12 protein-coding genes are annotated in these 12,447 nt (G+C 68.4%); 5 read left to right on the forward strand and 7 right to left on the reverse strand.

From position 1 onward, the window contains the following. Positions 1–61 precede the first annotated feature (61 nt). The 7 genes from VN779_RS11590 to VN779_RS11620 all read right to left on the reverse strand — a co-directional run bounded on the left by VN779_RS11590 (position 62) and on the right by VN779_RS11620 (position 8,073). Positions 62–406, reverse strand: coding sequence for a hypothetical protein (locus VN779_RS11590; protein ID WP_325722488.1), 345 nt, complete (start codon positions 404–406; stop codon positions 62–64). Then, the gene (locus VN779_RS11595) at positions 403–1,713 is read right to left on the reverse strand and encodes a YhjD/YihY/BrkB family envelope integrity protein (RefSeq protein ID WP_325722489.1); all 1,311 of its coding nucleotides are present in this window, start codon (positions 1,711–1,713) and stop codon (positions 403–405) included. Before VN779_RS11595 ends, VN779_RS11590 begins: the two co-directional genes overlap by 4 nt. A 225-nt stretch (positions 1,714–1,938) precedes the next feature. Continuing rightward, positions 1,939–2,694: an SRPBCC domain-containing protein gene (locus tag VN779_RS11600; RefSeq protein WP_325722490.1), complete on the reverse strand. Its 756-nt coding sequence runs from the start codon at positions 2,692–2,694 to the stop codon at positions 1,939–1,941. Between the two features lie 11 nt (positions 2,695–2,705). Continuing rightward, positions 2,706–3,368 (reverse strand): helix-turn-helix domain-containing protein, encoded by a 663-nt coding sequence (locus VN779_RS11605; RefSeq protein ID WP_325722491.1) that lies wholly within the window; start codon positions 3,366–3,368, stop codon positions 2,706–2,708. Between the two features lie 248 nt (positions 3,369–3,616). Beyond that, positions 3,617–6,613 carry a penicillin acylase family protein gene (locus VN779_RS11610; RefSeq protein ID WP_325722492.1) on the reverse strand — a complete coding sequence of 999 codons (2,997 nt, stop codon included), beginning with the start codon at positions 6,611–6,613 and terminating at the stop codon, positions 3,617–3,619. Between the two features lie 393 nt (positions 6,614–7,006). Then, a complete protein-coding gene (locus VN779_RS11615; RefSeq protein WP_325722493.1) occupies positions 7,007–7,249 on the reverse strand; it encodes a DUF397 domain-containing protein in 243 nt (80 codons plus the stop codon). 2 nt (positions 7,250–7,251) lie between these two features. Then, positions 7,252–8,073: a helix-turn-helix transcriptional regulator gene (locus VN779_RS11620; protein WP_325722494.1), complete on the reverse strand. Its 822-nt coding sequence runs from the start codon at positions 8,071–8,073 to the stop codon at positions 7,252–7,254. Between the two features lie 261 nt (positions 8,074–8,334). On the opposite strand from VN779_RS11620, the gene VN779_RS11625 reads away from it, so the two are divergent. From VN779_RS11625 to VN779_RS11645, 5 genes are all read left to right on the forward strand, one after another. Then, the gene (locus VN779_RS11625; protein ID WP_325722495.1) at positions 8,335–8,889 is read left to right on the forward strand and encodes an ATP-binding protein; all 555 of its coding nucleotides are present in this window, start codon (positions 8,335–8,337) and stop codon (positions 8,887–8,889) included. Between the two features lie 167 nt (positions 8,890–9,056). Beyond that, positions 9,057–9,872 (forward strand): hypothetical protein, encoded by an 816-nt coding sequence (locus VN779_RS11630; protein WP_325722496.1) that lies wholly within the window; start codon positions 9,057–9,059, stop codon positions 9,870–9,872. 64 nt (positions 9,873–9,936) lie between these two features. Beyond that, on the forward strand, positions 9,937–10,500 hold the full coding sequence (locus tag VN779_RS11635) for a sigma-70 family RNA polymerase sigma factor (protein WP_349260741.1): 564 nt from the start codon (positions 9,937–9,939) through the stop codon (positions 10,498–10,500). Beyond that, the gene (locus tag VN779_RS11640) at positions 10,497–11,450 is read left to right on the forward strand and encodes an anti-sigma factor family protein (RefSeq protein ID WP_325722498.1); all 954 of its coding nucleotides are present in this window, start codon (positions 10,497–10,499) and stop codon (positions 11,448–11,450) included. The genes VN779_RS11635 and VN779_RS11640 overlap by 4 nt, the downstream gene beginning before the upstream one ends. Before the next feature lie 106 nt (positions 11,451–11,556). Then, a complete protein-coding gene (locus tag VN779_RS11645; protein ID WP_325722499.1) occupies positions 11,557–12,432 on the forward strand; it encodes a hypothetical protein in 876 nt (291 codons plus the stop codon). Positions 12,433–12,447: the final 15 nt, after the last annotated feature.

A 12,447-nucleotide genomic window follows, 5' to 3' on the forward strand; every position in this document is an offset into this window, starting at 1 on the left:
CGCGCCGCGCCGTTCTTCGACGCCGCATTCGTGTGGTGTTTTGGGCTGCTTTCGACGTGGCCTACGGCGCTACGAACTGCATCGCCTCTGCGGCGAGCGGCAGCCAACCCAGCTTCGAGGCCGGATCGAGCACCAGCCACTGCGTCATCGGGCGGCCGCCGCGGGGGTCGAAACGGATGCCTTCGCCCGCGTCGACCAGTTCGTCCACCCGGCGCCGCGGCAGTTTCACCACCAGGCTGTCGCGCACCAGCATCGCGAAGATCTTGCCGCCGACCTTCAGCGCGTTCGAGCCGAAGCGGTTCGCGGCGCCCGGCTCGTCCTTGCCGTAGCTGACGCCGGGCCGGTCGATCAGCTCGCCGACCAACCTGTCGAACCGCTCCGGCGGTGATAGTCCCCGGCCGGTCACGTGTGTTCGCCTCCGAACGCCTCATAGATGACCCGGCCGAGCAGGGCGGCGCCGAATATGACGTAGCCGATGCCGATCAGCCAGGAGACCACGATGAGGACCGCGCCGATCGCTCCATAGGTGATAGCGCTCGACACGATCAGCGGGCTGAAGATCACCGCGGAGAAGATGCGCAGCCCGACCAGGCCGGCCACGGTGAGCACCGCGCCCGGCAGCAGGGCCCGCCACGGCACCCGGCTCTCCAGCAGGAAGTGCTGGGTCCACCAGAAGAAGGCGAGCGCTCCGCCGGCCGTGGCGCACCATCGCAGTGTCGTGATGAACCAGCCGTCGTGCAGCAACGCGAGCAGGTCCGCGCCCACGATCAGCAGCCCGATCAGCACGGCCAGCCAGATCGCCTGCCGCCACACGGACAGCAGCCGCGCGGCCGGCAGTTCCCAGACCCGCGCCATCCCGGTCTGCACCACGGAGACGAAGGAGAGGCCGAAGACCGCCAGTACGGCGGCGCTGAGCGCGGTGGTGGTGGACAGCACGCGCGCGGCCGGACCGAACAGGCCGTTGACCGCGCTGGCCGCCCGGCCGGAAAGGCCGAGCCCGGCGATCGCCCAGGCCGGGAAGCTGCGGCCGTTGAGCGGCGCCGCGGCGGCCACGACGATCAGCAGCGGCACGAGGGTCACGAAGCCCAGGGCCGCGAATCCGAAGGCCCGGTGCATCAATTCGATCTCGACGCCGCGCCGGTAAGTCTGGGCAACCAGCTCGCGCGCGATGCGCAAGACGCCGCGCAGGCCGTGCGGGCGGCCGCCGAGTTGGATTTCGAGCAGTTCGGCCGCGCCGGGCGCGAGAACCTCGGAGCCCGCGCTCTTCGTCGCCTCGGCCGCGATGATCGACTCGGCGATGATCACCGGCGCCGGCTCGGTATCGGCGTCGCCGTGGACTTCCGCGTCGGCTTCGGGAGCAGCCTTGGCCGCGGACTTCGCGCCCGGGACCGTGGCCTTCACGCCAGAGCCGGCGGATTTCACCGCGGAGCCGGCGGACCTGGGCTCGATCCCGGTGATCTCGTCGGTCTGCTGAAGCTGATGCGGATGACGCGAATGCGGCCGGTACTTCGCCGGGGCGCCCTCACCGCGCGCGACGCCGTTCGAGCCCTGGTCCTGGGGGTTCGCACCCTGGAGGGCGGTGCCCTCGAAGACCGGGCGCTGCGGCGCCGCGTCCCGCGGGAACGGGCTGTTCGCGTCGATCGTGTTCACCTCGTCGCCGATGCCTGGACCTGGCAGGACTACGCGGCCGTTCGGGGCATCGAGCTTGGGCACGCACGCCAGGCTAACAAGGTCGCCGACCTGGCGTGGACCGATCGGCCTGAGCTTTTCCGTACTTATTGCCAGAATCTCAGTCTCTTCTCGGCTCGGCCATGCGGGGCGGCCGGTTTCCTCGTTGCCCGCAAAGGCGGTTATTACGCACCGTACCCTGCCGCAATAGCACTGTGACCCGGCTCGCGAAAGCGAGCCGGGCCACGCCGTAGCCACTTGCGCCGCCGGTTAGCCGAACACTGCGGCGAGCCAGTTCTGCCAAGCCTCCTGGGCTTCGTTCACATCCGGCGCGGGCTGGCCCGGCGCACCGTAGATGTGATGGCCGAGCACGACCGCTCCGTTGTAGCCGTAGATGAACCGGTAGAGCGCGTCGGCGGAGCGCACCCCGAAGAAGTCCTCGCTGACGTAGTCCACGACTGCGTCGATCGGTGCCAACCCGGCCGGCGTCAGGCGTACTTCGTCGCCTACCGCGCCCGAGGCGGAGGTTCCCAAGGCGCTGTGCAGCAACTCCCACGTGCGCTGCCGGTCGGGCGTCTCGCCGACATAGGCGCCGATCGGCGCGGAGTACCGGCCGGAGAAGTACTTGACGTATTCCGCGAGCTTCTGGAGGTACATCGGGTCCCCCTTGCGCAGCCCGTTGTACTCGGCTTCCCAATCCTCACCGAGGAAGCCGCTGTGCACGAACCGCAGCACGGCGCTGGCGCCGTCGCGCGCCTCGATCAGGAACTCGAAGGCGTGGAAGGAGCCGTCGGGCCCGGGGTCGGTGCGGAAGGCGAAATGCTTGAGCGGATCGCAGACGGTGACCGTGGATTCGCTGACGAACCCGCCCATCTCCATGCTGCCGCGCCCGCCCACGCGCGCATCGATCTGGTTGCGACCCATCAGCCAGGAGTCGATGCCGGGACCGGTGGCGATGGCGTCCCAGATCTGCTCGGGTGTGCCCTCGACCTCGATCTGCTCGCTGATCTCGAATTCGTGCGTCATCTCAGGATCCCTCAGTCCGTCTCTTGCGTGGATTGCGTTGATTGCCCAGATTCGTCTTCGTCTGTTGTATCGGCCGCGCCGGTCTGCGGCTCGCCGGGACGGACCACCGGGTGCACCGCCACCACCAGCCGATGCGGCCGGCCACGCGGCGCGGTCTCGTCGTGGTACTTGCTGACCAGGGCCGCGACGGCGGAGGCGAGTTCCTGCGCGAAAGCGGACCGATCGGCGGCGGAGGCGAAGCGCACCTCGCCGTCGAGCGCGAAGGTGGCCAGCCGCTTGTGCTCTTTGGCCGAGCCGACCAGCAGTTCCCCGACGTCGCGCACCAGCTTGGCCGCGAGGGCGAGCAGCCAGTGCGCGGAGAGCCGGTCGGGCGAGCGGCCGGGGTCGGGCTGCACCGCGGCGAGCGCCACCGGCGAGATCACGTAGGCGGCCGCGGTGGCCCGCAGGACACGCTCGGTGACGTTGCCCTTGCGCCGCTCCTCGACCAACTCGACGAGGCCGTGCCGCTCCAGTTCGCGCAGGTGGTAGTTCACCTTCTGCCGCGGCAGGCCGACCCGGGCGGCCAGCGAGGTGGCCGAACCGGGCTCGGCCAGTGCGGCCAGCAGCTTCGCGCGCATCGGATCCAGGGAGGCCTCCGCGGCCGCCGGATCCTCGATCACCGTCACCTCGAACATGACCCCACCGTCCCACCGACGGCAGTTCTTGTCAAGACAACTTTTTTTGTCGGTGAGCGTGGTTGGGCCCGGCAGGTATCGAAAGCCTGCGCGCTCACGGTCGGGCCGCCACGATCGTGGAAGAGCCCGAGACAGCAGTCGGCCCGGACCTCCCCTCGAGGTCCGGGCCGGCTGCTCGGTGTGAACTTATTATATCAGGATACTGCTTCTATTGGTACACCGTATCCATTGCCGCGGGCAATTCGATATCACGGCCCCGAGGCGTACTCGACGACCTGCTGGAACGTCGGCCGGTTCTGCCAGTTCGTCGGACTGTCGGTGATGCCACCGAGCGGGTCCTGGACGATGCTGTCCGCGCACCACTGGTCGCCTGCCGAGCAGGTCGAGTCGGCCGGGTACACCGTCGCGGCGGACTCGGCCGCGGCCTGCGTCAGCGAGCTGAGCAGCGCGCTCCGGCAAGCGGACAGATTGCCGCCGCCGCAGTACGCCACCGGTAGCGGGTCGGTGACGCTCTGTCCGAGTTCCTTACGCAGATCCTTGCTGACGTAGCCCCACCAGCCGTATTGGAACGACGAGCCCTTGTGCGGCTGCGCTTCGGTCGACGAGACCACCGTCCCGCTCACCGTGATCTGCTGGCCCGCCGACGGGGACTCATTGACCTGCATCGCGTTGACCAGCGCGTTGAATAGGTTCGTACCCATTCCGGACTGGAACTCGGCCTGGATCAGCAGCGGCCACCAGGCGTCGAACACCTGGAGCGCGGCCGCGTTCTGATAGGCCTTCGAACCGGCCGCGGTCGGCGTGAGCGTCGCCCCGGCATTGAGCCAGGTCGTCAACTCGTCGACCAAGGCCTTCTGGTTCGCGTCGGTGACCGGCTGGCTGTTGATGACCTGGAGCAGCAGCGGCAACACCTGCTTGCCGCGCAGGTCGGTCAACGCCGCCTTCTCCATCACCTGCACCAGCGCGGGCCGGGTGAACTTCGCCCCGGTCGCCAAGTACGCCTTCACGCCCTGGTCGAGCAGGTCGACCCGCTGAACCGGACCCCAGCTGAAGTTGCCGTCCGCCGCGCTGTAGTCGAGGGACTGCTTGTTGTTCCAGCTGACGTAGTAGTCCTGGTCGATCGAGTTCGGATGGCTTGACGGCGCCGTGTAGCTCGCCGAGTTAGTGGTCGGGTTGTACCCCTGCCATTCGTCGGCGGCGGTCCCCCACATCGGCAGGTTCGGGTCGGTCCCGGCCGCGCGTACCGGGTTCAGGCCCGAGTTGAAGTACGCGACGTGGGCCGAGTTGACGTAGAACCAGTTGAAGTCGTAGCCGATGTTCGAGGCCGCGCTCTCGAAGCCCTGCGGCGTGGACATGACGCTCGGATCGTTGAACATCTGGAAGCCGATGGCGGAATCCGCTTCGTGCATGTACGTCGAACGCAGCGCCGTATACGCCACGGGCACGCCGCCGACCGTAGCGGTGTAGTCGACGAGCCCGTACTTAGTGCGATACGTCGTCAAGTCGTAGGAGCCGGCCGCGGTGCTGTCGGCGACGGTCGGGCTCCACGAGTCGTGCGCCACCATCTTGTCCATCGGTGTGCAGACGCCGTGGTACAGGTACGAAGTCGAGCTTGTGGTGGGCTTGGAGCCGTCCGCGTTGCACAGCGTGACCGCGTACGTGTCGGTGGTGTCCTGCTCGCTGGAGGTCGCGCTCCAGGAGTAGCTGGGGCCGCGGCCGAGTTCCACATACAGGTTGAACCCGGAGAAGGCGGCTCCGCGGGCGCTGATACCCGGACCCTCGATCTCCTCCAGCATGAGCAGCTGCGGAGCGAAGTACCCGGTCTGCGGGCCGAACACCGCGATCGGATGGCCTGACGCGCTGTTAGCCGCGGAGATGACCAGCGCGTTGGACATGCCCGGGTGCTGCTGGCCGGGCCCGGGCATGTCGATGCCGGGCGCCGCGCCGTTGTTGTAAATGCCGTTGAGCGCGCTGAGCTTTCCGCTCGTCTGCGCGCGCAGCGAGGCCGGAAGCTTCGCGGCAAGCTTGGTGTCAGCCGCTTGCACGGCCTTGGCGGTCGCGGCATTGGTAGCCGCCTTTGCCGTGGCCGAGGCCTTCACCGCGCTGGTGCTCGCGGAGCCGGTCGCGTTCTGCACGACGTTGACACCCTGCACCGAGCCGGAATCGGGCATCGCGGTGCCAGTGACTGCGCCGGACGTCTCGCCGTAGGGGAAGCTCTGGCCGTTGTGCAGGGTCAGCGTTGCCTCGGGGTCGTTCTGCTCGCGCAGCGCGGCCCAGATCGCGTCACCCTGAGTGACCCCGTACGCCGACTCGGCCGCCTCCTTCACCAGCGCGGACTGCACCTCGGTGCCGCCGCCGTTGCCGAACAGGCCGCCGATGACGCCGGCGATGGCGATCAGGTCGGTCTCGGTGAAGTTCGCCATCGACTGCCCGGTGAGGTCGTACTCGCCGGGGAAGTCGTTGGCGGCTTTGACGACCGAGATGTAGTTGTTGACGCCGGCCAGGTAGTTGTCCGCGTCCGCCTTAAGCTGCGCGCCACGGGCGCCGTCCGCGGCCAGCGCGTTGACCTGCGCCTGGAGATCGGCCTCGGTGTAGGGGGCGGTCCGCCACACGTTCTGTTCGAGCCCTCGGTTGGCGGGTGCGCCGCCGGCGAAGGAGGTCAGCTCGGCCCGTCCGATGTGCCGGAACAGGTCCATGACCCACAGCCGGTCCTCGGCGCCCGCGTATCCGGCTCCGAACTCGGTCTCGGCCCTGGTTTGGCCGTAGATGTGCGGGATGTCAGCGGTGTCTCGCTGGATCGTGACTCCGGTTTCCGGTGTCTCGGTACGCGTGATGCTGGTGGCACCGAGGGAGGAGTCGTTGTAGAAGTTGTTGATCTGAGCGGTCGTCAGCCCCGTGTAGGAATTGACCAGGTTGTCATACTTGGTCAGCTGATCGTTGTTGTTCGATGGATGTACGCCGAAGACCTTGAACAGGATGATGTCGGCGAGGGTTTCGGACCCGTTCTCTCCCGGGGGGAGAATGTCGGAGCATTGACCCCCGCAGTAGTCGGTCGGCGAGGTGACGGCGGTCGCTCGTGAAGCGACGTTCGACGCCACTGCCTGCGCCTGACCGGCGGCTGCCGACACCAATAGCGCCGCGGTCGCGGCCGCGACGGTGAACAGGTGTGGACGGCGGGTGTAAGGACGGCGCCCGAATGGGCGCCGGATGCTGGTGGGGACGGTGTGGGTGTGGGTTGGGCGCACTGCTGACGCTCCGAAGGCAGGAAGAACAGGCGGTGAGGAGTGCCTTGCGTCGCGTCAACCTACTCGTGAGTAGGGTAAAGAGTCAGTCAGCGCACTGCCAAGACTGAGCTAAAACATGAGGATCATTCAAATTCCGCGTAACGGGCCGCGCGGTGCGTGGACGCCCGGTTCCGCCTCGTGGCAGGGACCCGCGGGACCTGTGGGGGTGAGGCCCGTGGGGGCGGGGCTCTGCTCGTACGGCGGAACCGGGACGGTATCAGGATTCGTAATCAGCGCCCGGACACGTCCCGTGCACCGTCACGTGGGTGATGCGGTGTTCTGTACTGCGGTCTTTCGGTGTTTCGGTGCTGCGTTGTTCGATACTGCGTTGTTCGGTACTGCGATAGTGCGGTGTTATCCGAGCAGGAAGTCCGCGCCGCCGGTCTTGGCCGCCTCGATGAAGGCGGACAGTTCCGAGACGGTGTACACCAGGGCCGGCCCCTCCGGGTCGGTGGACTGGCGCATCGCGATCCTGCCGTCCTGCAGCTTGAGGACCTCGACGCAGTTTCCGCCGTTCCCTCCGCTCCAGGGCTTCATCCAGCCATGCTGACCCAGGTGGGTCGCCGGCATTCCGTTGTATATGTCGGTGTCGGTCATTTCTAGATCTCCTTGCGAATGCCACTGAGATACGCCTCAGTGGATGGTGCGGGTGCGGCTTGTGCGCACATCCGGTCCAATGCCTCCAGGTAGACGGACACGTCATCGCGGTCGTCGATGTAGACGGCCCCGGTCAGCGATTCGCCGTAGACGATGTCCGGCAGTTCCTGGAAGCGGAACCGGAAGATACAGAACGGCCCGTACATCGCGGGATGCGGACCGGCCGCGAACGGCATCACCTGGAGAGTCACATTGGGCTGCGAACAAGCCTCGATCAGCCGGTCCACCTGAGCGCGCAGCACCTTGCGGTCGGCCGCGCGCCGGAAGACCGTCTCATCCATGACGCCCCAGAACCGTGGCGCGTTGTCACGGCTCAGCAAAGACTGACGCTCGACCCGCAGATCGACCAGCCGGTTGATCTCCGGATCGGGGGCGTGCGGAAGGCCCGCGCGCAGCACCGTACGTGCGTAATCGGGCGTCTGCAGCAGCCCATGCACGTAGTGCGGCTCGTAGGCACGGATGAGCGCGGCCTCGACCTCCAGGCTGACGTGCGCGCTGAACCAGTCAGGCAGCACGTCCCGGTAGCGGTGCCACCAGCCGGGCTGGTTGGCCTCGCGCACCAGGGCCAGGAAGGCCTCGATCTCGCTGGGCTCGGTGACGCCGTACATGCGCAAGAGCCGGTCGACATAGAGAATCTTGAGGCTGACCTCAGCCTTCTCCATGCGCCGGATCGTGGAATGCGTGACGTCCAAGGCCGCCGCGGCCTCCTCGTAGCCGAGCCCGGCCTGCTTGCGCAGGTCCTCGAGTCGCTTGCCAAGGACCATTCGCATCACCGTCGGGGCGCCACCCGACGACCGTACGTCACCGCTCACGTTCTGCCTCCGCACCGGCCGCCATGCGGCTCAGTGTGCCATGTCGGTAACGCAGCGAACAGTCTGCTCATCCGATTCTGCAATTTCCAGGTTGACTCTTGCCATCCGTTGCTGGCGGACAGCATAGTGATTCCTGTGATTCAGCGTCCGCAGTCGCCGCCGACGGCGCGCCGCGCGAGGCCCGATCACCTCGGCGCGGAAGGCGAGACGCTCGTGAACCGTTCCCACCCGGCCTCGGCGGCCATTCCGGCGGCGTTCGATGCCGCCGCGAGCGCAGCCGATGAGGACGGACCGGCGCATTCCAGTCCGGCCGCCATCACGACGGCCGTCCTTCCCGCGCATAACTTCCATGGCGAGTCCGGGTTCCTGCACCGCGACGTTTTCCACCTGCCGGCGCACGGAGCCAGCGTGTCCACCGCGCGCAGCCGGATCACCGAGCAGCTGCACGACTGGGGCGTCGGCGAGTCGGTATATGAGGACGCGGCGCTGATCGTCAGCGAGCTGTTCACCAACGCGCTCGTGCACACGGACAGCAGCGAGATCACCTGCCAGCTGCAGACCACCGCGCAGACCGTGTACCTCGCGATCACCGATCAGGGCTGCGGCCCGTCGGGGCCGCGGGTCCGGGAGCCTGACGCCGAGAGCGGCCGCGGCCTGATTCTGGTCAGCGCGCTCGCCCAGCTGTGGGGCGTGAATACGGAACATGGCTGCGGCCGTACCGTGTGGGCGATGCTGCCCTGGGCTCTGCCCTCCGCCGACACCGCCTGACAGGTTCTCGACGCCCCGACCGCCGCGATGAGCTGCCGGAAGAGGGCCGCAAGCCCGTTCGGAAAAATCTTTCCCGACGCCGGTGAACCGATCCCGGCATCCGCACGTGCTTTCGCCTCAGGGACAGCCTTCGAAGAGCGAAGGAACATGAAACGGCGAGGGCCCGGATGACCAGCACGTCTGATCTGAACATCGCCGGATCACCGATCTACGAGAGTCTCGTAGCCACCAGCGGTGATCCGTATCAGCCCCCCGCCTATCAGCTGCCCGACGTGTACGGCTCGGGCTCAGAGGTCGCCGCGTACGGCGACGGCTCGGGCGGCGGCGCCGGCGGAGCGGGACCCGGCTGGGACAGCGGCGCGCAGTGGGGCGGCGCGGGCGGTGGCCTGCCACCGAACGCCGGACCCGCCATGCTCTCGCAGTTCCTCGGCCGCATGCTCGGCGACGGGCAGAGCTGGGTCGCGGTCATGATCTTCGGCGGCCCGATCGCCGATCAGCTGCGCCAGAACCAGTTCATGCAGCAGTTCGGCACAAATCCGCAATACGCCCCACCGGGCGCGTCAGGGTACGCTAACGTTCCCGGTTACGGCTTCGGCGGCGGCTTCGGCTATGGGTCGAACAATGCCGGTGGCATGACCGAAGGCGCGATGGCGCAGGCATATCAGCAGGCTTACCAATGGGCGGCGCAGCAGCAGGCAGCGCTCGCCGCCAGCCAGTTCGAGCCGGCGCTGCCCGCGCTTCCCCCGGCCCCGGACCCGGCCATGGTCCCCGGACTGGGCGCGCCCCCGGCGCTGCCTCCGGCCGAAGCCACGCAGACTTTCGGTGGGATGCTCAGCGAGGACTGGGCCGGTTGGCTCGGCCAGACCGCGCAGGGCGCCCGCCCGCAAAGCGAGGAGGAGATGGACGAACCGCCGTACGATGCCGGCGGCGGCGGATGGAGCAGCCGGCTCGGAGCAGCCATGCGAGAACTCCGTGGCAGATAGCACTACTCTTCCGAAGCCCTACCCACTCGGAGTGGAACTGTTGAACCGGTCGTTTGGCAGGACCCTGCCAACCAAGGCGGATCAGTCCCGAAAACCGGCGCGTACCAGCGAGGACCGGCTGAGGGCGCTCTACGCGGAGCACGCCGGCCCGCTGCTCGGATACGCGCTGCGGCTGCTGCACGGTGACCGCTCGGCCGCCGAGGACGTGGTGCAGGAGACCCTGCTGCGGGCCTGGACCCATCCTGAGGCGATGGACCCGTCGCGCGGCTCGCCGCGCAACTGGCTGTTCACGGTGGCCCGCAACCTGGTCATCGATGCCATCAGGGCACGCAAGACCCGCCCGCCCGAGGTCGGCGAGGGGCGCCTAGGGGAGGACTGGGCGCAGTCGCTGGCCGACACCGGCGCCGACCCGTACGACCGCAGCCTGGACGCCTGGGAACTGGCCGAGGTGGTGGCCGTGCTCTCCCCGGAGCACCGGGCCGTGCTTGTGGAAACCTATTACCATGGGGCGTCCGTCGCGCAGGCCGCGAAGACGCTCGGCATACCTCCTGGAACCGTAAAGTCCCGCACCTACTACGCATTGAGAGCCCTGCGGCTCGCCTGTGAGGAACGGGGGGTTACTCCGTGACCGATCGCTCGCACGCGGGCGCCGGGTCCGGTCGGGGAAGGACCGGACCGCCTGGCTACCCGCCCGGTTATCCGCCGGCGGCAGACTCCTGCTCGCCGGATCAACGCATCGCGCTGGGCTCTTACGCGCTCGGCGCACTGGACCCGGCCGAGGCCGACCAGGTCCGTATTCACTTGGTGGACTGCGCAGCCTGCCGCGCCGAGTACCGCGAGCTTGCCGCGGTACCGGCGGTGCTGGCCCGCATCACCGAGACCGAAATGGCAGCCGGACCGGTACCCCCGGACGGCGAACTGCTGACCCGGCTGCTGGAGAAGGCCGCGGCTCGGGAGGCGTCGGGTCGGGGCGCGGTGCCCAACTCGGCGGCTTCCTCGCCCGCCTCCGCCTGGAGCTCGGGGCCGGGCTCGTCCGGATTCGCCGGCGACCCCGATCTCGACCTGTCCCCCGGCGGTTCGAGCCACTCCGGGCGCGCGCGACGTCGGCGTCCGGCGCGGCAGAAGTCGGCCGGGCATCAGAAATCCGGCCTGCTTTCGAGCCTGTGGTCCGGCAGCCTGATGCGCCGCGTCTCCATCGCGGCGGCCGGCGGCGTCCTGGCCGCGACCGCGGTGATCAGCGTGTACGCGGGGACCGCCGGCTCGAACGCGCCGGTGACGACGACGATCAACGCGGCCAACGCGGCGATGGGCATCACCGGCACGGTCCAGTACCACGCGACAGAGTGGGGCAGCTGGGTCCAGGTCACGATGCACAACGTCCCGCCGGGCGACGACTGCATGCTCCTCGCGGTCGACGGCAAGGGCGATCGCGTAGTGGCCAGCACCTGGTGGGCTCCGTCTAGCGGCACGGCCACCATCCCCGGCGGGGTGGCGATGCAGGCGAGTGAGATCTCGAAGTTCCAGGTGGTGACGGCCACCGGCAAGACCCTGCTGGACGTGCCTGTGCAGCACTCATAACCCGGGATGGGTTGGCGCCCCCGAGGCGGCCGAGACCAGACGGCTCGGTCCGCTTCGGGGGCGTTGGTATGTCTCGATAGGCGTGTCTCTATAGGCTCTTGGGACTGTGACGCCATCCGACCCGGTGACCGGGACGCAGAGGTACGCCGAGCCGAGCGAGACAGAGCCCGAAATCCCGCTTGTCGGCGGGGACGTCACCGAAGGCGTCGTGCGCGTCGGCGAGACGGTGCGCAGGCCGATCGGCGCCAATGCGCCGCTGGTGCACGCGCTGCTGCGCTACCTCGAATCGGTCGGTTTCCAGGGCGCGCCGAGGCTCCTCGGCATCGACGCGGCGGGCCGCGAGGTGCTGACGTTCATCCACGGAGAGGTGGCCGCTCGGCCGAGGCCGGCATGGATCGCGGACGAGCGGCGGCTGGTGTCGGTCGGTGAATTCCTGCGCGAATACGACGATGCCGCAGCCGGGTTCACGCTACCTGAGGGGATCCGGGCGTTTCAGGGATCGGCGGCGCCGCAGGACCCGGACCGGCCACCGCCTCCGCCCTATCCCGTCGAGTTGGTCGGCCACATGGACGTCTCACCGGACAACATTGTGTTCCGGGACGGCCGGGCGGTCGCGCTCATCGATTTCGACCTGGCCAAGCCGGTCTCGAGGGTTGACGAAGTACAGAACGCGATGCGCTTCTGGGCGCCGTTCGAGGACCCCGCCGACCGCGACCCGCTGCTTCGCGACGTCGACGTCCCGCGCCGATGCCGGATCCTCGCCGACGCGTACGGGCTGTCGGACATCGATCGCTCTCGTGTCGTGGAGGTCGCAGTGCTGCGTGCGCGCCGTATCTGGTTCTCGATGCGCTACATCGCGCAGGCGGAGGGAGGCGGCTGGGCGCGCATGTGGGAGGCCGGAGTCGGCGACGAGATCAAGCGGCGCGAGGCCTGGCTGGAGCGCAACGGAGCGGCGATCGAGGCGGCGTTGACCGCCGCCTAGAGGCGGCCTCGGACG

This window comes from Actinocrinis sp., assembly GCF_035605935.1.
In the GTDB taxonomy this organism is placed as follows: domain Bacteria; phylum Actinomycetota; class Actinomycetes; order Streptomycetales; family Catenulisporaceae; genus Actinocrinis.